20 protein-coding genes and 1 tRNA gene are annotated in these 23,987 nt (G+C 37.3%); 8 read left to right on the top strand and 13 right to left on the bottom strand.

Annotated elements, in window-relative coordinates:
- Positions 1-116 precede the first annotated feature (116 nt).
- Complete coding sequence (locus ACFO3O_RS08825; protein ID WP_379978233.1) at positions 117-509, top strand: SPOR domain-containing protein; 393 nt, start codon at positions 117-119, stop codon at positions 507-509.
- A 92-nt stretch (positions 510-601) separates the two neighbouring features.
- On the opposite strand, the gene infB is transcribed toward ACFO3O_RS08825, so the two are convergent.
- From infB to rimP, 3 genes are read right to left on the bottom strand one after another with little or no spacing between them, the layout of a single operon-like run.
- Positions 602-3,388, bottom strand: coding sequence for a translation initiation factor IF-2 (gene infB / locus ACFO3O_RS08830; protein WP_379978234.1), 2,787 nt, complete (start codon positions 3,386-3,388; stop codon positions 602-604).
- A 58-nt stretch (positions 3,389-3,446) separates the two neighbouring features.
- Positions 3,447-4,679, bottom strand: coding sequence for a transcription termination factor NusA (gene nusA, locus ACFO3O_RS08835; RefSeq protein ID WP_379978235.1), 1,233 nt, complete (start codon positions 4,677-4,679; stop codon positions 3,447-3,449).
- A 12-nt stretch (positions 4,680-4,691) separates the two neighbouring features.
- The gene (rimP, locus tag ACFO3O_RS08840) at positions 4,692-5,156 is read right to left on the bottom strand and encodes a ribosome assembly cofactor RimP (RefSeq protein WP_379978236.1); all 465 of its coding nucleotides are present in this window, start codon (positions 5,154-5,156) and stop codon (positions 4,692-4,694) included.
- A 168-nt stretch (positions 5,157-5,324) separates the two neighbouring features.
- On the opposite strand from rimP, the gene ACFO3O_RS08845 reads away from it, so the two are divergent.
- The gene (locus ACFO3O_RS08845) at positions 5,325-6,161 is read left to right on the top strand and encodes a universal stress protein (protein WP_379978237.1); all 837 of its coding nucleotides are present in this window, start codon (positions 5,325-5,327) and stop codon (positions 6,159-6,161) included.
- A gap of 132 nt (positions 6,162-6,293) precedes the next feature.
- Here ACFO3O_RS08845 and ACFO3O_RS08850 read toward each other — a convergent pair.
- Positions 6,294-6,366 (bottom strand) — tRNA-Gln (locus tag ACFO3O_RS08850).
- 151 nt (positions 6,367-6,517) lie between these two features.
- On the opposite strand from ACFO3O_RS08850, the gene ACFO3O_RS08855 reads away from it, so the two are divergent.
- Together ACFO3O_RS08855 and ACFO3O_RS08860 are read left to right on the top strand one after the other, a co-directional pair.
- On the top strand, positions 6,518-9,832 hold the full coding sequence (locus tag ACFO3O_RS08855; protein WP_379978238.1) for a glycosyltransferase family 117 protein: 3,315 nt from the start codon (positions 6,518-6,520) through the stop codon (positions 9,830-9,832).
- 3 nt (positions 9,833-9,835) lie between these two features.
- Positions 9,836-10,501 (top strand): polysaccharide deacetylase family protein, encoded by a 666-nt coding sequence (locus ACFO3O_RS08860; protein ID WP_379978239.1) that lies wholly within the window; start codon positions 9,836-9,838, stop codon positions 10,499-10,501.
- 7 nt (positions 10,502-10,508) lie between these two features.
- Here ACFO3O_RS08860 and ACFO3O_RS08865 read toward each other — a convergent pair whose 3' ends face one another.
- From ACFO3O_RS08865 to ACFO3O_RS08885, 5 genes are all read right to left on the bottom strand, one after another.
- Positions 10,509-10,808 (bottom strand): thioredoxin family protein, encoded by a 300-nt coding sequence (locus ACFO3O_RS08865; protein ID WP_379978240.1) that lies wholly within the window; start codon positions 10,806-10,808, stop codon positions 10,509-10,511.
- Positions 10,809-10,874: 66 nt separating this feature from the next.
- Positions 10,875-12,101, bottom strand: a complete 1,227-nt coding sequence (locus ACFO3O_RS08870) for a metallophosphoesterase (RefSeq protein ID WP_379978241.1) — start codon at positions 12,099-12,101, stop codon at positions 10,875-10,877.
- Between the two features lie 140 nt (positions 12,102-12,241).
- Positions 12,242-13,369: a glycerate kinase gene (locus ACFO3O_RS08875; protein WP_379978242.1), complete on the bottom strand. Its 1,128-nt coding sequence runs from the start codon at positions 13,367-13,369 to the stop codon at positions 12,242-12,244.
- 10 nt (positions 13,370-13,379) lie between these two features.
- Positions 13,380-14,984, bottom strand: coding sequence for a sodium:solute symporter family protein (locus tag ACFO3O_RS08880; RefSeq protein ID WP_379978243.1), 1,605 nt, complete (start codon positions 14,982-14,984; stop codon positions 13,380-13,382).
- 93 nt (positions 14,985-15,077) lie between these two features.
- Entirely contained in the window at positions 15,078-16,448 is a 1,371-nt protein-coding gene (locus tag ACFO3O_RS08885; protein ID WP_379978244.1) for an MGH1-like glycoside hydrolase domain-containing protein, read from the bottom strand.
- Between the two features lie 118 nt (positions 16,449-16,566).
- Between ACFO3O_RS08885 and ACFO3O_RS08890 the strand changes: the two genes are divergently transcribed.
- Both ACFO3O_RS08890 and ACFO3O_RS08895 read left to right on the top strand, forming a co-directional pair.
- A complete protein-coding gene (locus ACFO3O_RS08890; protein ID WP_379978245.1) occupies positions 16,567-17,592 on the top strand; it encodes a LacI family DNA-binding transcriptional regulator in 1,026 nt (341 codons plus the stop codon).
- A gap of 35 nt (positions 17,593-17,627) precedes the next feature.
- Positions 17,628-18,611: an ABC transporter ATP-binding protein gene (locus ACFO3O_RS08895; RefSeq protein ID WP_379978246.1), complete on the top strand. Its 984-nt coding sequence runs from the start codon at positions 17,628-17,630 to the stop codon at positions 18,609-18,611.
- On the opposite strand, the gene ACFO3O_RS08900 is transcribed toward ACFO3O_RS08895, so the two are convergent.
- Entirely contained in the window at positions 18,559-19,245 is a 687-nt protein-coding gene (locus ACFO3O_RS08900; protein ID WP_379978247.1) for a class I SAM-dependent methyltransferase, read from the bottom strand. The two genes, ACFO3O_RS08895 and ACFO3O_RS08900, sit on opposite strands and share 53 nt — an antisense overlap.
- A 487-nt stretch (positions 19,246-19,732) precedes the next feature.
- On the opposite strand from ACFO3O_RS08900, the gene ACFO3O_RS08905 reads away from it, so the two are divergent.
- The gene (locus ACFO3O_RS08905; RefSeq protein WP_379978248.1) at positions 19,733-20,947 is read left to right on the top strand and encodes a two-component regulator propeller domain-containing protein; all 1,215 of its coding nucleotides are present in this window, start codon (positions 19,733-19,735) and stop codon (positions 20,945-20,947) included.
- Positions 20,948-21,019: 72 nt separating this feature from the next.
- On the opposite strand, the gene ACFO3O_RS08910 is transcribed toward ACFO3O_RS08905, so the two are convergent.
- The 3 genes from ACFO3O_RS08910 to ACFO3O_RS08920 all read right to left on the bottom strand — a co-directional run bounded on the left by ACFO3O_RS08910 (position 21,020) and on the right by ACFO3O_RS08920 (position 23,366).
- Positions 21,020-21,478 (bottom strand): 3-oxoacyl-ACP synthase, encoded by a 459-nt coding sequence (locus ACFO3O_RS08910; protein ID WP_379978249.1) that lies wholly within the window; start codon positions 21,476-21,478, stop codon positions 21,020-21,022.
- A 26-nt stretch (positions 21,479-21,504) separates the two neighbouring features.
- The gene (locus tag ACFO3O_RS08915; protein WP_379978250.1) at positions 21,505-21,957 is read right to left on the bottom strand and encodes a hypothetical protein; all 453 of its coding nucleotides are present in this window, start codon (positions 21,955-21,957) and stop codon (positions 21,505-21,507) included.
- A gap of 290 nt (positions 21,958-22,247) precedes the next feature.
- Positions 22,248-23,366 carry an NAD(P)/FAD-dependent oxidoreductase gene (locus tag ACFO3O_RS08920; RefSeq protein WP_379978251.1) on the bottom strand — a complete coding sequence of 373 codons (1,119 nt, stop codon included), beginning with the start codon at positions 23,364-23,366 and terminating at the stop codon, positions 22,248-22,250.
- Positions 23,367-23,501: 135 nt separating this feature from the next.
- Here ACFO3O_RS08920 and ACFO3O_RS08925 point away from each other — a divergent pair, with 135 nt between their 5' ends.
- Entirely contained in the window at positions 23,502-23,984 is a 483-nt protein-coding gene (locus tag ACFO3O_RS08925) for a toxin-antitoxin system YwqK family antitoxin (protein ID WP_379978252.1), read from the top strand.
- The last annotated feature ends 3 nt before the right edge of the window (positions 23,985-23,987 follow it).

Consider the following 23,987-nt stretch of genomic DNA (forward strand, 5'->3'; position numbering starts at 1 on the left):
GTCATTTGTGAAGAATGCAAAAAGAGGTAGTTTATAATTTATAATAATTCTAAATAACAAAATATTTTATTTTTCGTTTATTCATTTACCTTTGTTCCGTAATTTATTTATGCAATATGAGAATACACCCTAATACTAAAGCACTTACAATTGTTGTTTTTCTGACTTTTTACGCTTTCGCGAAAGCGCAAACAGCAAGCGTTCAAATTTCACAGGACAAAAGAATCCCAGAATTACTCGAACTCAAATCAGAACTTACCAACGACAACAAACTTGCAGATAGATATAAAATTCAGGTGTTTTCTGGTAATTTAAACCAAGCCGAAGTAGCCCTTCGAAAATTTAGAAATAAAGTAGGAACTTGGTCCTCTTCTATCGAATACGAAACACCCAACTACAAGGTATGGATCGGTAATTTTAGAAATAGATTAGAAGCCGACAGAGCACTCATTGCCGTAAAAAAAGAATTTCCTAACGCTCTTATTTTTAAACCAGACGCCAAGCGCTAGTTACTAGAAGAATTAAGCTATAGTTCAAATACATTAAAATAAAAGACCCTCTAAATATGCATTTAGAGGGTCTTTTTTAGATGTTATTTTCTTTATTTAAGTTTCTTCTTCACCGCTACTTCCTGGAAGGCTTCTATCACATCATCAATTCTGATATCATTGTAGTTTTTGATTTGCATACCACAATCATACCCTTTACTTACTTCCTTCACGTCATCTTTGAAACGCTTAAGTGTAGATAGCTCACCTGTATACACAACTACGGCATCACGAATGATACGGATATTAGAGTTTCTAAAGATCTTACCGCTTGTTACCATACAACCTGCAATGGTACCCACTTTAGAAATTTTAAACGTCTCACGGATCTCTGCAGTTCCTGTAATTTCTTCACGCATTTCTGGAGACAACATTCCCTCCATCGCATCTTTAAGATCGTTAATAGCATCGTATATAATCGAATACATACGGATATCAATTTCTTCTTTATCAGCTACTTGTCTAGCATTACCTGCGGGTCTTACGTTAAATCCGATAATAATCGCATCAGATGCAGAAGCGAGTAGCACATCACTTTCTGTGATCGCCCCCACGCCTTTATGTATAATGTTTACTGCAATCTCTTCGGTAGATAGTTTTTGGAAACTATCTGTAAGTGCCTCAACAGAGCCGTCCACATCTCCCTTAAGGATAATATTAAGCTCTTTAAAGTCTCCGAGTGCAATACGACGTCCAATTTCATCAAGTGTAATATGACGTTGTGTACGTACATTCTGCTCACGCTGTAATTGTGTACGTTTAGAAGCGATATCTTTTGCTTCTCTTTCGTCGTCCATCACATTAAACTTATCACCTGCTTGTGGAGCTCCATCAAGACCTAAAACAGACACGGGCGTTGATGGCCCTGCTGCTTTAATTTTCTTTCCACGCTCATCATGCATTGCTTTTACTTTACCAGAACATGTTCCAGCAAGAAGGTAATCACCAACACGTAGGGTTCCGCCTTGTACAAGCACTGTAGATACATATCCACGTCCTTTGTCAAGGAAGGCCTCTACAACTGTTCCAACAGCATTTTTCTTTGGATTAGCCTTAAGCTCTAGTAATTCTGCTTCTAATAATACTTTTTCAAGAAGTTCTTTTACCCCTTGACCTGTCTTAGCAGAGATATCTTGAGATTGGATTTTTCCACCCCAATCTTCTACTAATAAATTCATAGCCGCCAACCCTTCTTTTATCTTTTCAGGATTTGACGTTGGTAAATCAACTTTATTGATCGCAAAAACGATAGGCACACCCGCTGCTTGCGCATGCGCAATTGCCTCTTTGGTTTGTGGCATGATATCATCATCTGCAGCCACTACAATCACAGCAATATCTGTTACTTGAGCACCACGAGCACGCATCGCCGTAAAGGCTTCGTGACCTGGTGTATCTAAAAATGCTATTTTTTGCCCATTTTCTAATGTTACCCCGTAGGCACCTATATGCTGTGTAATTCCTCCACTCTCCCCTGCAATTACATTTTCACTACGCACATAATCCAGTAAAGATGTTTTACCGTGATCTACGTGACCCATTACAGTAACAATTGGAGCTCTTTCTAGTAAGTCTTCTGGAGCATCTTCGGTCTCTAAAATAGCTTCTTCTAGATCTGCAGTAACAAATTCTACTGTATATCCAAACTCTTCAGCAACGATTGTCAATGTTTCAGCATCTAATCGCTGATTCATTGTTACCATCATTCCAAGAGACATACAAGCAGATATAATACTTGTGACAGGCACATCCATCATAATTGCTACTTCACTTACTGTAACAAATTCTGTTACTTTAAGCACTTTGCTATCTAACTCTTGCGCCGCAAGCTCACCTTCTGTTTTCTGACGGTGTTGATCTCTCTTATCTCTACGGTATTTTGCTCCTTTTCCTTTATTAGACTTTCCTTGAAGCTTTTCAAGAGTCTCTCTAATTTGCTTTTGTACTTCTTCTTCTGTAGGCTCTACTTTCGCTACTGCTGGTTTACGCTTGTTACCTCCACGACTACCACCAGATCCGCTACGGTTGTTATTACCGCCTGATCTAGATCCTCCAGTCCCAGTATTTCCTCCAGGTTTCGAAATACGCTTACGACGTTTTTTCTTAGCGTCTTCTGCGCTTTCTTTCTTTTTCTTCTCTGGTTTTTTAAACTGAGAAAGGTCTATTTTTTGCCCTGTAAAATTAGGGCCATCTAATTTCTTGTAGTCTGTCTTAAGAACCTCGTCTCCTAATTTAGCAGGAGTCTCAGGAGCCGCCTCCTCTTTGGGAGTCTCTTTCTTAGAAGCTTCTTGTTTTGGAACTTCTTTTGCGACAGGAGTCACCTCTTTTTTAGCAACAGGTTTTTCTTCTGTTTTTTCTTTAGCAGGTGCCGAAGGAGCAGTTTCTACTTTTGGTGACTCAACACTTTGGACTGGAACTTCTTTTGGCTTTTCTTGAGCAACCTCTTCTTTTACAGGCGCCTCTTTTTTAGGCTCTGAAGGAACTTGTTTAGGCTTATCAAGATCTATTTTACCTACTTGCTTAGGACCACTAAGATTTACTTTGGCCTTTACAATTTCAGGTTTCTTAGTTTCTTGTTTTGCTTCGATTTCTACTTCTCGAGCAACACGAAGCGCCTCCTTCTCCTTGAGCTTTTCTACAGCAACTTCCTTAGAAGCCACTTTTTTATTAGCGTCTGTCTGAAACTCATCCGAAAGTACATTATAAATCTCTTTTGAGATTTTTGTAGTGGGACGCGCCTCTATCTCGATACCTTTGGAATTTAAATGTTCCACGGCACGATCTAGAGAAATATTGAGTTCTCTTAACACTTTGTTTAATCGCATTGTTGCTGCTGCCATAAACTGCTTTAATTTATTCTTTTCCTGCTACTTTCTTATTATTGAGAAGCAGGCTTTGTTATTCTTCAAATTCTTCTTTGAGAATGCGCATTACGTCTAGAACAGTTTCTTCCTCTAGATCGGTGCGTCTTACCAAGTCTTCTACATCTTGCTCTAAGATACTTCTTGCAGTATCAAATCCAATTTTTGCAAATGCCTCAATAATCCATCCTTCGATCTCGTCAGAGAATTCTGTAAGTTCTACATCTTCTTCTACTCCTTCACGATACACATCTATCTCATATCCTGTCAATTGACCTGCTAGACGGATATTATGCCCTCCTCGACCAATTGCTTTACTCACTTCTTCTGGCTTAAGGTATACTTGAGCCGTTTTATTTTCATCATCTAACTTTAGGCTAGTGATACGTGCTGGACTAAGCGCACGACTTATATATAGGTTTAAATTACTTGTGTAATTGATAACATCTATATTTTCGTTTCCTAATTCACGAACAATTCCATGAATACGAGACCCTTTCATTCCCACACAAGCTCCCACAGGATCAATACGATCATCATACGAATCTACGGCAACTTTTGCTTTTTCTCCTGGAATTCGGACTACTTTTTTAATTGTAATCAATCCATCAAACACCTCAGGTATCTCTGATTCGAATAATTTCTCCAAGAATAAAGGTGATGTCCGCGACATAATGATAGATGGCTTATTCCCTTTTAACTCTACGCTTTCAATAACACCTCTTACATTTTCTCCTTTTCTAAAGAAATCAGATGGAATCTGACGATCTTTAGGAAGAATAATTTCATTTCCTTCGTCATCAAGCAAAATGATAGCCCTGTGTCTTATGTGGTGCACCTCTGCCGTATACAATTCACCTTCAAGTTCTTTAAATTGCTTGTAGATGTTTGTATTGTCATGCTCATGAATCTTACTTATTAAGTTTTGACGCAAAGCTAATATAGAACGACGTCCTAAGTCAATAAGCTTTACCTCTTCAGATACATCTTCACCAACTTCAAAATCTTCTTCTATCTTACGCGCATTTGTAAGCGATATCTCAGCATTATCATCTTCAACCTCTCCATCAGCCACAACCACACGGTTACGCCAAATTTCAAGATCTCCTTTATCAGGATTTATAATAATATCAAAATTATCATCACTTCCAAAACGTCTTTTTAATGTACTCCTAAAAACATCTTCTAAGATAGCCATAAGAGTCACACGATCTATTAATTTATCGTCCTTAAATTCCGAAAAAGAATCGATTAACGCTAAATTCTCCATATCAACATATTGTTAAAATTTAATCATCACTTTTGCTTCTACTATATCTTGGTAAGGAACTATTGCTGTTTTTTGAACAGTTACTTTTCCTTTACCAACAGGTTTAGGCTCTCTAGCTTTCCAAGATAAAGTTACATTTTTATCTGTAGCTTCTTCTAAAACGCCTTCTAACTTTAAACCTGCACTTGTTTTCATTTCAAGAAAACGCCCTATATTCTTTTTATACTGCCTTACTTGCTCAAGAGGTGTTGTAGCACCAACAGACATTACTTCCAAAGAAAAGTCTTCTTCTTCTCTATCTAGATTGTGCTCTACTTTTCTACTGATAGCAATACAATCTTCAACAGTAACTCCTTGATCTCCATCAATAATGACTTTGATCTCATTGTTACCTTGTATGTCTAAACTTATCAAAAAAAGGGATGGATTTTCATCCATTGCTTCTTGAAGGAGTTGGGTTACTTTTTCTCTCAACATCTTTGCCTATAAAAAGAGGGGACCGCTGTCCCCTCTATACTCGTTTCTTTCAATAGTGCAAATGTAATACAAATTATCCATTTATAAAAGTCTATCAAACTGCTTATTATTTTGTAAATTGAAGACAATTACTATTTTGAATGGATTATTCACAAAAACCCCATCCCTATGATAAAAAAAATACTCGTTCCAACAGATTTTTCAGAACAAGCAGAAAACGCATTACGCGTAGCAGCCGATATCGCTAGGAAACATGGAAGTGAAATTAATTTACTTCATATGCTTGAACTTCCCATGCTTCTTGTAGACGGGGCTACTGGTGGTTCTAAAAGTGATCTTCCTGAAGCCATATTTTTTATGAAACTAGCACATCAGAAATTTGAAAAAATGATGAATGCTCCTTTTTTAGAAGGCATAGAGGTGCATGAAACCGCTGAGTTTGACGGTGCTTTTGAGGGTATTATGGACTACACCGAAAAATACCAAGCCGATTTAATTGTTATGGGATCTCAAGGAGCTACTGGACTTCAAGAACTCCTCATAGGATCCAATACCGAAAAAGTTGTACGAAACTCTAAAGTACCTGTACTTGTTATAAAAAGGCGTCACGAAGCCTTCACTGTTAAGAAATTTGTGTACGCCACTAATTTTAAAGAAGAAAACCACAACGCATTTAAACAGGCTTTTAAATTTGCAAAAAATAATGACGTAAAACTTCATATGCTCTATGTAAATACGCCTAACAACTTCCGTACGACCCATGAGATAGAAGCTAGAATGAAAGCATTTATGGACAAAGAGCCAGAATGCACAGATTACAAGCTTAATATATACAACGATGAATCTGTCGAAAAAGGAATCCTTCATTTTGCAGATTCAGTGGGATCTAAACTTGTTGGAATAGGAACTCATGGCAGAAGCGGACTCGCCCATTTCTTAAACGGCTCCTTAAGTGAAGGACTTGTCAATCACGCACAACGCCCTGTGATTACTTTTAAGATATAATAACAACCTGTTATTTCTGTAGACATCAATCCAACAGCGAAATTATTTCGCGAAAGCGTATGCTAGCTAACAACCAATTTAGATAAAAACAAAAAAATCCTAATCGATATGATTAGGATTTTGCAATTATAGTTGGCCCACTAGGGCTCGAACCTAGACTCTTCTGGACCAAAACCAGACGTGTTGCCAGTTACACCATGGGCCACTATTGTATTAGCGGATGCAAATTTAAACCAAACTTTTAGGTATGCAAACTTATTTCAAAAAATATTACAACTTTTCTGTACGTTTTGAAAAAATTAACGTGGAAGTTGCCTGATATTCTTAACTTCGCCCCATTGCAAAAAAATAAAAAAATGACAGAATTCAACTTTGAGAAGTGGAATAAAGTAATAGGATGGAGCGTTTTTGCTATCGCATTACTCGTTTATTCCCTCACTGTAGAGCCTACCGCTAGTTTCTGGGACGCTGGAGAATATATATCTACTTCATCAAAATTAGAAATTGGACACCCCCCAGGAGCGCCTCTTTATCAGATACTTGGAGCCTTTGTTTCTATTTTTGCGCCTGATAGCACATATATCGCTCTTGCAGTTAACTATCTTTCATGCTTAACAAGTGCCTTTACCATACTATTTATGTTTTGGTCTCTCACCTTGTTAATACGTAAACTATTGCAAGTCAACAAAGAAGTTATTACAACTACAAAACAATATGCCGTGCTTGGAAGTGCTGCTGTAGGAGCACTTGCATTTAGTTTTACAGATAGTTTTTGGTTTAATGCCGTAGAGGCCGAAGTATACGCACCAGCGGCGTTCATTCTTTCTGTTCTTTTCTATTTAGGACTTCTTTGGGAGCGTGATATGCACAAACCACGTGGTAATAGATGGTTAATTCTTATTGCTTTTATCGTAGGGCAATCTTTTGGGATTCACTTTATGGGATTATTAACTATTCCCGCCATCGGACTCTTATATTACTTCAAAAATACAGAGAAAGTCACTGCCAAAAACTTCATCGTAGCGCTTGTGGTGGTGGTCGCCGTCCTTTTATTTATTTTTAAATTCTTATTACCTTACACACTCGCCATTTTTGGACACTTAGAAGTATTCTTCGTCAATACACTGAAGCTTCCTTTTAATAGTGGTACTATAATCGCTGCTTTATTACTCGCAGGACTTTTTTATTATGGGTTTACGCTTTCGCGAAAGCATAACAAACCTGCTTTAAACACGATTTTACTTTGTGTATTATTTATATTTATAGGCTTTTCAAGCTGGTTGATGCTCCCTATACGAGCAAATGCAGGAACCACCATCAATGAAAACAACCCTAACAATGCACGTGAATTGTTAGCCTATTATAATCGCGAGCAATACCCTGAAACACATCTTTTTTACGGCCCTCAGTTCACTTCTGACTATTCAGGTTTAGATCCTGATAATCCGTATGTAGACGAAAAGAAAAAATATGAGAAAGATGAAAAGTCTGGACGATATATTGTTGTAAATGAGTGGAAAAATGCCGGACAAAACCTCGATGATGCACACAAAGCATTTTTACCTCGTATGTGGAGCCCAGAGCATAATGCTAACTACATGCAGTATACAGGTCCGCTTAAATTTGGCATTAAAGCGGAGTATGCTGGAAATCCCGAATTACAAGAAATTGTCACCCAATTTAAACTAGATTTTGCAAAGGGTGATGTCAATTATGAGGGATATAATGCTTTTTTAAAAAGTGAAATAGGACAATACTATCTTGATGTAGAAAAACCATCTTTTATAGATAACATTTCCTATATGTTTAGTTACCAATTTGGGTACATGTACTGGCGCTATTTTATGTGGAACTTTGTAGGTCGTCAAAATGATATTCAAGGACAAGGAGATGACTTTAACGGAAATTGGATCAGTGGGATCGATTGGATAGATAGCATCATACTCGCGCCTCAAGATAACTTACCATCAGATGTGTTAAAAAACAAAGCGCGTAATACCTACTATTTTCTGCCTTTATTATTGGGACTATTAGGGCTATTATTTCACGTAAGTAAAGATTGGAAAAATTTTATCGTGCTTCTTGTATTTTTCTTATTTACGGGTCTTGCACTTAAAGTATATCTTAATGAACGTCCTTTTGAACCTAGAGAACGAGACTATGCACTCGTAGGTTCTTTTTATGTATTTGCTATTTGGATAGGTTTTGGCGCGTATGCTTTATTTGATATGCTAAAAGATGTTATCAAACCTAAAGTAGCACTTCCTGTAGCGTTGGTCATATGTCTATTTGCAGCACCTGTTTTATTAGCTACAGAAAACTGGGATGATCACGATCGTTCTGGACGTAAAACAGCACTAGCAATGGCTCGAAAATACCTAGACTCGGTCGATGAAAATGCGATTTTATTTACCATAGGAGATAATGACACCTTTGCGCTTTGGTATGTTCAAGAAATTGAAGGATATCGTACAGATGTTCGTGTGGTGAATACGAGTCTTATCAATACAGACTGGTATATGGACCAAATGAAACGAAAAGCCTATCTAAGTGACCCTGTCCCGAGTACACTAACACATGACAAGTATCGCTACGGAACACGTGATGCCCTTTTTTATGCGCCAATTAAAGAAGATGGTGACGATATTATTCCTATCGAAACCTGGCTCAATTGGATTGCTAGTGATGACCCTAGAACCCAAGAAAAACTCAGAAACGGAAAGCTTGTCAATACCTTCCCGAGTAAAAAAATAAGAATTTCTGTTGATAAAGAAACCGCACTTAAAAACAACATCATTCCAGCAAAGGATGCCGACTTGGTCGTACCCTACATTGATATTGAATTATCAGGAGACATCCTATACAAAAATAGACTCCTGATGATGGATATTCTTGCGACCAATAATTGGGAGCGTCCTATTTATTTTACGGGAGGTAGTTTTGGAGATGATGATTATTTATGGATGAAAGATTATTTACAGCTAGATGGAGTTTGTTTTAAATTGATTCCTATTTACACCCCTATAGACAAACGTAATCCATATGACATGGGACGTATCGATACCGAAAAATCGTATGAGATTATTAAAAACTGGTATTGGGGCAATAGTGGTGATCCAGATATCTATCACGACCGTGAGACACGATCTAATGCGATTACTTATCGTGGTAATATTGCACGTGTGGTAGAAAAACTCATTATGGAAGATCAGCCAGAGAAAGCAAAAGAACTGATGGATCTGGCTATGGAGAAAATGCCCGTAGATATTTTTGAGTTTTATACCTTATTAGAGCCCTATGTAAGCGGGTATTATCAAGTAGGAGAAACTCAGAAAGCACGAGATCTTTGGGAGCAACTAGCTACAAAATATCAAGAGCAACTTGTGTATTTTAGCGGTCTTTCTGAGAATCAACACTATGAGTATGCAGAAGAAATCATTACCAATGTAGAAAAGTACCGAAGCCTTATTGAATTATTGGTCGCTAATCAAGATGAAGAAATGATGGACGAGAAGATTAATGAATTTAATAATTACTTACGCTTATTTACGTTTTTTGATGACGAAGAAGAACAAGAAGCGACAGATTTAGAGAGTCTAGAAACACTATTTGGAAACGAGTCTATTTCTATTCCTGCAAATGATACTATAGAAAACGATAGTCTTCAATAAAACATGGGTCTTTTTATCCCACTTCCTATACGGGTGCCTTCATTTATAAAATGGATGCACCCGTCTTGGTATGTATGGGACCAACCTTCTCAAGAAAAAGTCATCTATCTCACTTTTGATGACGGCCCTATTCCTGAAGTGACCGAGTGGGTATTACACCTTCTTAAAGAAAGAGACATCAAAGCTACTTTTTTTTGTATTGGAGATAATATACGAAAGCATCCACATATTTTTGAACTAATTAGAACTGACGGGCATGCCATCGGGAATCACACACAACATCACCTAAAAGGATGGAAACACAAACAAAAAAGATACATTCAGGATGTAGCATTAGCAGAAACTACAATGACTCGCGTTGCTATGTTGGAAGAAAAACAGCTTCCAAACTTCCCACTTTTTAGACCTCCTTATGGAAAAATAAAAAGAAACCAAGCCAAGGAGCTTCGTAAAAAAGGATATGAAATCATCATGTATCGTACCGTCGCCTATGATTGGGAAGCTTCCGTAACACCAGAGCAGTGTTATAGAAATGTCATTAAGAATACAAGAAGTGGAGACTTAGTTGTTTTTCACGACAGTGTAAAAGCTTCAAAAAATATGATGTATGCACTACCTAAAGTACTCGATTATTTTCTAGAAAAAGGATATCGATGTAAGGCTTTATAAAAAAGGATTAGTGAGCATATTCCTGCATAATACCAATTAAAGTATTGGCATCTTGCTCTCCACTCTGGCGCCATTTCATTTCACCATTTTTATAAATAATAAGGGTTGGTAACGATTTTATGCGAAGTGCCTCCGCAAGCTTATTATTCTTATCAACATCAATTTTGATTACTTTCCCTTTGTCTCCCATTGCGGCTGCCACATCTCTAAGTACAGGATGCATAGCTACAGAATCTTCGTTCCATTCTGTATAAAAATCTAGTAAAACGGGAACGTTTAAGTCTATTAATTCGCCAAATTTTGACATAATCCTTACGATTTAATACTTCGTGATCGGGGGAATATCCTTATCAAATATACTATTTTATCTTCATTATACAGTTGCTGTACCTTTTTTAAGCTCTATCACTGTTATTTCTGGCCAGATCCCAACCCTTCCTGGAAAAGCTAAATATCCAAAACCTCTGTTTACATTGATGTATTGCTCCTTTTCTTTATAGATTCCTGCCCAATGTTTGTAGCGCCATTTTACAGGACTCCATTTAAACCAACCTGGAATCTCTATCCCAAACTGCATTCCGTGGGTATGACCACTTAGGGTAAGGTGAAAATGATCTTTATGGGTAACAACTTCGTGCTCCCAATGAGACGGATCATGACTGAGCAATATTTTAAAATCGTTTGATGCTACTCCAGTGATGGCTTTATTGAGATCTCCAGCTTTTTTAAAACCTCCTGCTCCCCAATTCTCAACCCCCACTAAAGCAATGCGCTGCCCATCTTTTTCCAAAAAACGACTGTCATTAAGAATTAAATCAAAACCAATTTCTTTTTGTATTTCTTTGAGACGGTCTAGGTTTGCCTCTTGAGCTGCTTTAGATTCCCAAGACACATAATCTCCATAATCATGATTTCCTAATATCGAGAACTTCCCGTCTTTAGCACTTAGCTTACTAAATATATCCATATAAGGCTCCATCTCTTTGGCCTCATTATTCACCATGTCTCCTGTAAATAGGATCGTATCACTCGCTTGCTCATTGATGAGATCAACCGCATAAGACACCTTCTCTTTATTATCAAAACTCCCGCTATGTATGTCGCTTATTTGTGTAATACGATACCCATCAAAGGCATCTGGTAAATCTTCAAAATGCAACGTGTACTTTAATACTTTAAAATTATAACGCCCTTTAATAACACCATACAAAATGGAAGCAAATGGGATTGCTGCCAATCCAAGGGCTATCTGACTTATAAACTTACGACGTGAGGGTAGTATATACGAATCGGTTTTACCCGATAACTTATAATACAACCCTTCTAATGAACGAAAAATATCTTCTCCAAACATGATCCCGATCAGCACTACCTTTGTAGCTAAAAGAATAATAAACGATACAATAAAAAATTGGGTAGTAGCAGACCATTGACGCCTATCTCCTGTCGAGAATTGCCAAAATAATCCTCCTATAATTAACGCTGTAATCAAAAAATACAATACTATTCCCATACGCCCTTTCACAAGAAATCGAAAGGCTTGATAGGCGTAGATATCAAGTAATATAAGAATTGCGATAGATAAAATAAAACGAAGCATTGAAGAAATTTTAACAAAAATAAGACCTCAACAGAGAGCGCACCACCTTTTCACGTTTATTTAACCAAATCCTACTTCACATTTTAAGCAATTCTAAGTATGCTTTCGCGAAAGCATATAACACATCAAAAAAAGGGAGGTTACAACTTCAAAGTTTTTGCAAAGTTATAACTGGTCATCACTAGGTTCTTGTAGCTGTTTTTTATGGCTTCATCTAGCGTACAAATACCCGATAAAATAGAGGTAGCATACGTAATTCCTATTTCTTCTTGATCTTTGATAGTTACATCTATACTCCCACAAAAAGCAGCTACAGGAATATTATACTGTTTTGCTGCTGCTATAACTCCAGAAATTGTCTTACCAGACAGGGTTTGCTGGTCTAACTGTCCCTCTCCTGTAATGATCCAGTCTGTGTCTTTTAGAGCTGTATCAAAATCTGCGATTTCTTTTATCAGATCAACTCCAGAGGTTAATCTGGCTTTCAAGAATACATGACTTCCAGCTCCCATTCCTCCTGCAGCACCAGCTCCTTCTATGGCTTGTACATCAATCTGAGCATACGTATAAACAACCTGAGCATACGTTTGCAAACCCACATCTAAGAAAGCAATCTCTTCTGAAGATGCCCCTTTTTGTTTTGCATATACGTACGCCGATCCTTGTGGGCCATACAAAGGATTGGTGACATCACAAGCAACAACGATATCGACAGCTGCTAGTTCAGGAAACACTTTTGAATCATTGATTGTAGCAACCTGGCTTAAATTGGCGCCGATTGGTTGTATAGTCTGCCCATGGATGTCCAAAAATTGATACCCTAGAGCAGTGGCCATACCCATACCTCCATCATTGGTAGCGCTTCCTCCTATACCTAAAATAATTTTGGAAGCTCCTTTCTTAAGGGCATCTAAAATAAGCTCACCCGTGCCAAAGGTCGTTGTATGCATACAATTGCGATCCTCTTTTTTCAAAAGCTTTAACCCAGAGGCTTCTGCCATTTCAATAAAAGCAGTTTTCTTTATTTTATCATAGAAATAACTAGCTTTTATAGGCCTAAACAAAGGATCTAACACTGTCACTTCTTGTATACTACCTTGCAAATAATGTTTTACAATAGCAATGGTACCATCACCTCCATCGGCGAGAGGTTTTTTAAGAATCGTAGCCTCTTTAAAAACAAGTTGGAGTCCTTCTTCTACAGCATCACAAAACTCAAATCCTGAGAGTGATCCTTTATACTTATCGGGAGCTATGACAAATTTCATTTCTTCTATTTTATCCTAGTACGGTAGGTAACATCAAACTTATAAATACAATCAAAGCGAAATATCCTACTAATAGGATTACTTCCTTTTTACCTGAATAATAGACCACCTCTACATTCTCTTTTACCTCTCTTTTTACAATATAACTTACACCTAACGCTACGACTAAGGTCATGATACATCCAAGTGCATTCCACCAGAACCAGAATATTTCAGGCACATACAACCATAGATAAGCATTAAATAACACGCCTGTAATAATTCCGATATTAGCACCTAAAGCATGTGTCTTTTTGGTAAGAATGGCTAAAATAAATACCGCCAAAATAGGTCCATAAAACACAGAACTTATTTTATTGATGACCTCAATAACGGTTCCCTCTATGTTTCCAGCAAAAAAGGCAAAAAACAAGCATACTAATCCCCAAAATACTGAAAGCAAACGAGAATTTGTGATGTATTGCTTATCGCTCATGTTAGGACGAAAACGTTTTACAAAATCTTCCATGGTTACTGCCGACAGAGAGTTTACCGTAGAACTCAACGAAGACATGGCTGCAGACATAATGGCTACGATTAAAATACCAATGACACCATTAGGTAAATATTTAATAATAAAAACAGGCACCATTAGATCTGCTTTCTTGCCTTCTAAAGAACCTATATTAGATTGATAGACACTCTCCATCATGGTCTGAAAGCTATCATCTTGTAATAGTAAGGTCCCTAAGACAAGTCCCATGATACAATACACGAATGTGAGTGGAAATCGAAACAGCCCATTGGCCAATAATAATTTCTTGAGGGTAGGCATATTTTTAGACGAAAGCAGGCGTTGAGATTGCGTTTGATCTGTCCCATAATACGAAGCATATAAAAAGAAACCTCCTATGACCATAGGCCAGAATCCAAATTCATCGTTTTTATCGGCATTATTAAATCCCCATTTTGAAAAATCGACAGCTGTAAGACGATCCTGATCGACATGCGTTAAGAAATTATCAAAGCCTCCTAGCTCGCTTAATCCATAAATAAGACAAATAACAATACCCAGAAACAAAATCACCATCTGTATCACATCACCCCAAATCACGGCTTTCATACCACCTTGAAAAGAATATACCAAAGTAATGACTCCAATAATGAGCACCGAAATCCAAAAGTCTAAACCAATCGTTGCTTGTAAAATCAACGCCATCGTATACACCATCACCCCCGTTGCTACCGATCTACTCACCTGAAATACAAAACTGATCAACAACCTAGAAGAAGCATCAAATCTATTTTCTAAGTATTCATAGACACTTACAATACCTGATTTGTACAAACTAGGAAGCACTGCGATCAACAAGAAAGCCATGGCAAGAGGCACCCCAAATTCATAGGTAAGCCATTGCAATCCTCCTCCGTCTTTGAGTCCTACAAAAGCAGGAGCCGATATAAAACTAATGGCAGATAATTGGGTGGCCATCGTTGATAAACTTAAGGGTAACCAAGAAATACTCCTCCCTCCTAAAAAGTAATCACTCGATGTTTTATTTTCTTTAAAGAAATATCCAATTCCTAAAAAACCAATCAAATAGGCGACAATAATGATATAATCTAGATAATTCATACAACAATGGATTATGGGTTAGGTTTCATTTTATACTATTTTATAGGGTTGTTTTATACGCTTTCGCGAAAGCATACTTAGATTGAAAGCCCTTTACTCATGAAGCAAATCAATAAACAAAGCGGCACTCCACGAAAAGTTATCGCCTCCATATCCTCGACCTGATGCTTCTTGTATGGCTTTTCTGGCATCAAAATATTCTTTGAAGCCTGAACTGGTTATTAATTCGATGGATTCATTTTTTACTCTTTCTGCAAGTGCTTCATATTCATAACGCTTTAATCCTTGATATAACAACCAATTTAAATTCATCCAAATAGGTCCTCTCCAATACTTTTTCGGGTTGTATAATTCGCTGGTAGGATCAAAAGAAGCACATAAGTACTGGTCTTCTCCTCCAAAGCGATCTAACAGTACTTGAATTAGTTTTTCTGCGCGATCTTTGGAGGGAATTCCAGCATATAGGGGGGTGAAAGACGACGAGGTGATGTGGCGGATCGGTTTGTTATTCCTAAGATCAAAATATATATAAGCATTCAAATCTATATCAAATAACTTTTCATTAAAACGTGCCTTACTTTTTTCTTGGTGATGCGTTAGGTAGTCTATCTTTTCTTGGTTGCCTCCAATGCGTTTATAGAGGTTCATCAGTGCTTCATTAGATCTGATCAACATTGCATTAAATAACGGGTCCTGAACCAAGAAAGGAGACAGCGCTGCGATTTTTTGATCGTCGTATTGATACTTTTTGGCAATTTCAATCACATGTACATACAAATTATACTCCTTGTCTGACGGGCGCTGGGATGCATCTACGTGGGTCGTGTCTTTCCTTTGAAAAGTATACTGTGGTGCATCGACTGTTTCCCATATCTCATCCCACACCGGAGAATTATCAGTACCTGATTCCCAATTGTGGTAGATATATACCAGACCTTCATTATGTATATCTCTATTTGTATAAAAGTATCGATGATTCTCATACACTTTATCAATATGAGTTTTGATAAAGCTCATAACTGAGCTTGCATTTTTTGAGATTTCTAGCATTTTTTCAAGTACAAAACCAAGAACAGGCGGTTGTGTTAACCCTGTGGTTTTGTATTTTTTGGAAGCTAGCGGATGTAAAAATGATTGATGAAAGTCAGGTCCTGGAAAGTACGAGTCACTCTCATTATGAAAAACAATATGCGGAATAAATCCATTTTCCCATTGCGCATCAAGAAGCGAGGAAATCTCCTGTTGTGCTCGTTTCATATCATAATGCGCTAATCCTATCGCAATAAAACCAGAGTCCCATTTCCACTGAAAAGGATATAATCCTTTACTAGGAATCGTAAACCCTCCTTCTTGGGCATTTTCATCTAGTATCTTTTGTGCTTCTATTTGTAAATCTTCCTTCATAAATAATATGTCATATACTACGGTATTGTAATGTGAACACATGACTTTATGTGTATCCATTAAAATTATACGATTATTACAAGAAAACACGCTTTTGTATGGATCAAAACGTATTCAAACGTTTGCGGTAATTTTTGCAAAACTATTTTACGTTATATTTAACATTACTATATCACAGATGAAAAAAAGGAAAGTCACTACATTAAAAGAATTGGCAAAGAAGCTAAACCTCTCTATTTCTACGGTATCTAGGGCGTTAAGTGATCATCCAGACATCAGTGATACCACCAAAAAAAAAGTTCGGCAGTTAGCCGAAAAACTTCAGTATGCCCCTAACCTGTTTGCCAGAGGATTTAGGAGTCATAGAAGTCATATTCTTGGGGTTATTGTTCCTAATATTACACACTATTTTACCTCTACAGTACTGAAAGGAGTTCTTAAAGAAGCTGAAGCAAAAGGCTACCGCGTGATTATTTCTGAATCTAATCATAACGAGCGTAAACAAACAGAAATGTTACGTACCATGAGTCAATTTGGCGTAGATGGCATTTTACTTGCTCTAGCGCGCAATACCACCTCCTTAGATAGTATTTTGAATATCCTTGACACCACGCCCTTGGTCATGTTTGATAAAGTATCACATAAAATCCCATGTACACAAGTAGTAATTGATGATGAAATAGCAGCCTTTACTGCCGTGGAGCATTTGATCCATACAGGTAAAAAACGCATTGCTATTATCAAAGAAACGGAGCACTCTTTTAATTCAGAAAAAAGGTTTGCGGGATATGTACGCGCCCTTAAAGAACACAATATTGCTATTGACAAAAAGATCATTCTTAGCACAGAAGATATTTCGTTAACAAAAGGACGCATGATGACCAATATCTTACTAAGCCTCAAAGAACGACCTGACGCTATCTTTGCTATTACAGATGCGGCTGCGATTGGAGTTATAAAAGCCTTACATAAATACAATATTAAGATTCCTGAAGAAATCGCTGTAGTAGGATTTAGTAATTCGACACACGCCACCATTGTGCAGCCCTCATTAACCACTGTTGATCAACCTGGTGAAAAAATTGGAAAAACAGCGGTTACGTATTTAATTGAAGAAATTGAGCATGAAAAAAATGATATTTCTACAAAAACTATTACCATAAAAACAAACCTTATTGTTAGAGATTCTTCTTTCAAAGCCTAGAAAAATAATCAGACAACCGCTACCTTTGCAACTACATGCTTACACTCTCTAACGTATCCTACGCTATTTCTGATCGCTTTGCACTGCAAGACCTCAATCTTGAGATTGACCAAGGGGCACATGTCGCCATTATAGGAGAAAGTGGTTGTGGTAAAACAACCTTACTCAAACTTATCTATGGATTGTATGATACGGATACAGGCACCATTTTTTGGGGGAATTCTCAAATTACGGGACCTAAAGACCATCTTATTCCTGGTATGCCATTTATAAAGTATCTTTCGCAAGATTTTGATTTAATGCCCTTCATTTCGGTGGAGGAGAATATCAAAAAATTTCTCTCGCGTTTGTATCCCAAAGAAAGTGAGCAGCGCACTCAGGAATTATTGGAGGTGGTGGAGATGACCGCTTTCGCGAAAGCGCACGTAAAAACACTCTCTGGGGGACAAAAACAGCGGGTCGCACTGGCGCAATCTCTTGCCAACGAACCCGAAATTTTATTACTTGACGAACCCTTCTCTCATATCGATAATTTCAGAAAAAACAGACTTCGTAGAAAACTGTTTTCGTATCTCAAAAAACAAGCAATTACCTGTATTGTTGCTACACATGATACTACCGATATTCTATCGTATATGGATCAAACCATTGTGATCAAAGAAGGAAAAGTCATTGCAAATGATACGACGAAAAACCTCTACAAAAACCCCAAAACACATTACATCGCGTCTCTTTTTGGCGAAGTAAATGAATTGCCTGCACACTGGTTTGACATAAATATAATAGACATAGAGATCACTCAGTTAGTCTATCCGCATCAATTAGCTGTTGCCGATTCAGGTATTACTGTGACGGTGATTCAAAGTTACTTTAAGGGTAGTCACTATCTTATCGAAAGTGTCTATAAAGACGTTACTATCTTCTTTAACGCAGCAACATCTTATGCACCTAGTGAATCTTTACAACTTAGCCTTTCACACTATCTTGATGAACCAATAATATCTGATAGGCATCTATGAGTACTTCCCATCCTTTTTGCTCCATATAAGAAACAACTGTTTTTCCTTTTCCACCACCAGGCAACCCACAATCATCTACAAGAACAATAGTGTTTTTATGAAGCTTAGATTCAATTGCTTGAAATTCTTTAAGGTGATGTTCTTGGCTTGCCACTTGAATGGCAGTGTCTGTTCTAGAATAGTCATAACTATCTAAATATAAAAAATCAACTGGGTCCTCATAATTTGCTAAGAAATTGAGAGAATCATCTAGGATCACAGTAACCGTCCCTTCAAGATTTTGATTTTCTACCTCTATTTTACATTCTTGTACCGCGTCTTTATCGATATCTACAGAAAATAATTTTGCATTATTTTGCATTGCCCATTTCCCAAAAACAAATGTTCCTGCGCCGTCACCTCTCGTCGCTCTTAGACCTTCTCTAGAAGTACCTGTCTCAATGATTGTCTTTGCTTTTCGGTCTGATAATAACTCGAGCGTTTTTGCAAATGTCACTCTACGACGTCTAAAATTATACTTAAACGGCATAAAAGGATATAAGGATTTATGCTTTATGAATTTGATGAGGTAGTGTATAAAGATTCCTAAGAACACTGCGGCTCCAAGGCCTAATAAAAAATAGTTGACAGTCATGTAGCAAGTTAGTTAGTTAGCGCGAAAATACTTTAAAATACAGAATACTCACAATTTAGCTCCCATTCATTTTACAAACAGTACTCTAAAACACTTCCCTCACTGAAAAGGCTACTTCCCTCATTGTTTGTTTTAATCTATTGAAGACTCATCTACTTTTGGTCAGGTTATGTATTCATTTTAAAATGATAAAGCCTTTGGAAGTTGACATAGAAAAATAACGTATCAAAATAGTTTAAATAGTTTGGTTGGTTTGTTGGAAGATCCGCATTCATGTTTTTAGGAGGACATGATGCGGATCTATTTTTTAGCTATAAACACAAAGGCTTTATCATTTTCAAATTCGTTTATATCCCTAAAAACACCCAGAAAACTATGATCGGGGCTTACGAAGCTCAAAACACACTGCGCGTAAATGTTTATAAAATAACACCTTACAAATCCCTTTATGGTTGACATTAGAGTATCAATTTTAAACTATGGGATTATGAAAACACAATTATTTTTAATAACAGTACTGATCTCACTGACAACAGTGGGGCAAACATTTACAAACTATAGAGAAGCAGATGGACTCTTTCCTGGACTGGTCAATGAGATTATAGAAGATACCAATGGAGATATCTGGTGCGTGGGTTGGGTAGATAGCAATGCACCTGGGGTTGCAAAATTTGACGGAACCACTTGGGAGCTTTTTGGAACGGAAGAAGGCGTGCATAGCAATAGTATTATCTGCGCACTTCAAGACAGCTTTGGCTCGTATTGGTTTGGAAGCGTTAATTCGGCACAACTAACAGGTGCCAGTAGATTTGATGGATTCTCGTGGGCATATTTTCCAGCAGAAAATGGTCTTGGAGGCCCAAATATTGGAGACATTATAGAAGACACTGATAACAATTTATGGTTTGCTACAGATGGAGGTCTTTCAGTATTTGACAGAAATACCTTTACATTGTATACGATAGACGACGGACTTCCTAGCAATAATATTAGTTCTGTAATTCAAGATAAAAACGGAAATATCTGGGTCACGACATTTGATGGAGGCGCCTCAAAATTTGACGGCACATCCTTTACAAATTACACCGTGGCAGATGGACTAGCGTCTAATGAACTCTCTAGGGTTTTTGAAGACAGCGATGGAATGCTATGGTTTAGCTCAGGATTTAGTGACATGGGGTTAACACGTTTTGACGGTACCTCTTTTACCATATTTACTACTAATGACGGACTTGCGTCTAACAATGTAAGAGAAATTGCACAAGACAATGATGATAATTTATGGTTTGCAGGAAGTTTGGGTGTAACGCGATTTGATGGCACCAACTGGTTAGTGTTAAATGAAGATGACGGACTTTTAAGTAATCTTGTGAGAGGTATCGAGCCAGATACAGCTGGTAATATCTGGTTTGGAACCCTAGAAGGTGTCAGCGTTCTGAATGCAGGTTCGCTCTCTACAGACCAAGAAGAAAAAACAACATTTTCTGTATTTCCAAATCCAGCTCAAGACCAGTTTACCATACAAACTGAACTGGGATCTGAGATTATAAACGTGAATATATACTCTATGGTAGGCGAGCTCATAGCTTCCCATAAAAATAGGACTACTATCGACATATCTGCGCTTTCTTCTGGAATTTATTTGGCTGAAATTCTAGGAGATAATCAACAAGTACAGACCGTAAAAGTGATGAAACAATAGTCTACAAACTGAATTGTATTGTAGAAAACAATAAAGGTGTTCCCAACGGTTACGTTCTGGGGACATCTTTTTTTAATAAACACGGCCGATTTTGAGTACGCTTTCGCGAAAGCGCACCACATCCCCTTCCTGCTTGCCCAATAATAATTGTCCTATCGGAGATCCTACGCCAATGGCATAAAAAATGCCTGTTTCTGTTTTGATCTCACCCACAGGAATGCTTATAAAATAATTTGCCTGACTGGTCATCACCACACTCCCCAAATGAACAGGATCTGAGGAAACAGCCGAAGACACACGCTGAAGAATTGCCTCTAGTTTTTCTATTTCGGCGAGTTGTTTTCCAGCATTTTCTCGTTCCAGCTGAAGCATCGCTCTTCCTGTCTCATGCTTGTCACCGGCAGAGCTTTTGGTTTCTTCTTTAAGAGATAAAGCCACATTGGCAAGTATTTTATCTACTGCAGCACGGCGTGTCGCTAGTTGTGACACGCAAGTGGAAAGTAAATGTGTTTTTAGTTCTTGTTGATTCATAAAATTTTAGACAAGCGTATTGATTATTAATCCTCTATTAAAACTTTGGCTACATTTTTTCTTAAGTAACGATGATGTACTATTGTAATCGTATCCAGAGCATATTCATGACGATAGTATCCTACTGTACTTGTTACATATATATTTTCCGAATCTAAACTGTCAATTTTTGTGGTTATTAATCGAGTAGAGAATGTTTCTTGTAATGGCAGAGCTATTAAATATTGTTGTCTAAACCAGTTATTAAACCCATTATCCTCTCTATGCTCAACAAATCTGACCTTTTGCCCTTTAACTTCTATTTCGATAGTATCAATAGTTTGTCCTCCAAATGATCTTGACCCAAAATCAACATGACACGTCTTCCCAATATATGAGTTATTTAATTTTTTTGGGCTAACATACCTAATATTTGATCCATCTTGTGTGAAGATCGAAGCTCTTATTGATAATAAAAGAATCATTACAAATAGCCTCATATTATTTATTATTTTTCTTTTAAAATCTAGACAACAGAATTTACTTTTTTAAAAGATGGACTTCACGGAAAGTCCTTTTCTTTTTGTACTCAAAAAATTACAAAAACAAAAGAACAACCACCCCTAGTGGGCAATTTGAAAACAGGAATCAACCTTTTACCAAATCTGCTAAATCTCTTCCTACCTGACTTTGAGAACCAAGATAACGGAAAGTAATTTATAAAAAAGTGCAAAAAGGTACTTTTTTAAAATTACAACCACCCCTATAATGGGCTTTACAAACACAAATATCATTGACTCACCAAATCTGCTAAATCTCTTCCTACCTGACTTCCAATAGCAACACCCATTCCACCTAAGCGGACGCCAGCGTGTATTCGGTTAGAGGTCGATTGTAAAATGGGTTTTTTTTGAGACCCTACTCCCATAATGCCGCTCCATCGCCTGTCAATTTCAAAAGGGGTGTCTGGTAAAATGACTTCTTTTAATAACCGTTCTAATTCGTTTTGTACAATTTCAGTTTGTCCTAGTTCTGTGGTTTCTTCTGCTTTAAAATCAAGATTACGACCCCCTCCAAAAAGAATACGGTTATTGATATTTCTAAAATAATAATACCCTTTATCCAAATGAAAAGTACCCTGAATTTTTAAATCAGGAATCGGTTTGGTAATGAGTACTTGTGCTCTAGCAGGTTGTACTTGTTGTAATCCAAGTTGAGAGGCAAAGCCATTGGTAGCAATGAGTAATTGATCCGTTTGTAAAGTAAATGCATCCGTCACAACATTTACAAGACCGTTTTCTTCTTCAAAACGAGTCACACGCACGCCATTTAAGATTTTAATACCTTTACTCAATGCGAGCTGTACTAACCCCTCCATCATTTTACCCGTATCTATTTGCCCTTCAAAAGCATTATAAATATACTGACCTTGAATCTGCTGAAAGCCAAATGTATTCTCTTTGGTGCTATATACTGGGCCTCCAAAAAGAGGATATAGCAACGTATTTATTTTTTCTAGCTGTTGCAAACAGTGTTGATACAAAACTTCGTCCTGATGAGTAAATAGTTCATACCCGCCTAGTTCTTGGTAGTCTAAGGTAGCATCTCCTAAGGTTTCTCTCAATAATGTTAACCCATCTATACGTTGCTTGACGAGTGCAACGACTTCTTCTTCAGAATGAGAAGTAAGATCATCTAAAATTTCTGAGAGACTTCCGAAGCAGGCAAAACCTGCATTTTTTGTGCTAGCGCCTTGGGGTAATATACCTTTTTCAAGAATGAGAATTCGCGCCTTGGGAAATTTTTCGCGCAAGCGTAACGCCGCATTTAGTCCTACAATACCACTTCCTACAATGGTATAATCAATTGCAGATAGCCATGTTTGATGTTCCCAATAACTTACGCTCATATCACTGTGGATTTTCGTAAAAATAAGCATCATCGTTGATATATCTGCCTTTTATTTTATCCGCTCTCTAATAAAAAACCACTTCGCTGTTAGCAATAGATCACATCTTCGTCTAAGCGACTTTAACGTATACCCATGTTTTCACACTTACTTATTTTATTTTTATATGTACTCTCGCCCTCTGATCATGGCGCTGTAAAAATGTACAATAAAGAATACCATTCTAATGGCACGCTTAAAGCCGAAGGATGGATGATCTCTGGAAAAAAAGCCAATTATTGGTATCAATATCATAAGAACGGACAGCTTGCTTCCAAAGGACATTATCAAGGAAATAACAAATCAGCATACTGGTATTATTATGATAAAAATGGATCTTTAGTAAGAGAAGGGCATTATAACAACGGAATCGCTGAGAATTGGTGGATTTTTTACGATCTTGCAACCCAAGAAATACGAAAGACACAATATCAAAACAATCAGAAAAACGGATTTAGTCTTATCTATAAAAAAAACAAACTTGTCAAAGTCGAAAAATACATACAAAACGAATACAAAGGCACTTGGACCAGTATTCGTAGTTTTAGACGTGACAATCCTGATGTAAAGCTATACTAGATT

Origin of the sequence: Dokdonia ponticola (assembly GCF_042653865.1) — a bacterium.
Lineage (GTDB): Bacteria > Bacteroidota > Bacteroidia > Flavobacteriales > Flavobacteriaceae > Dokdonia > Dokdonia ponticola.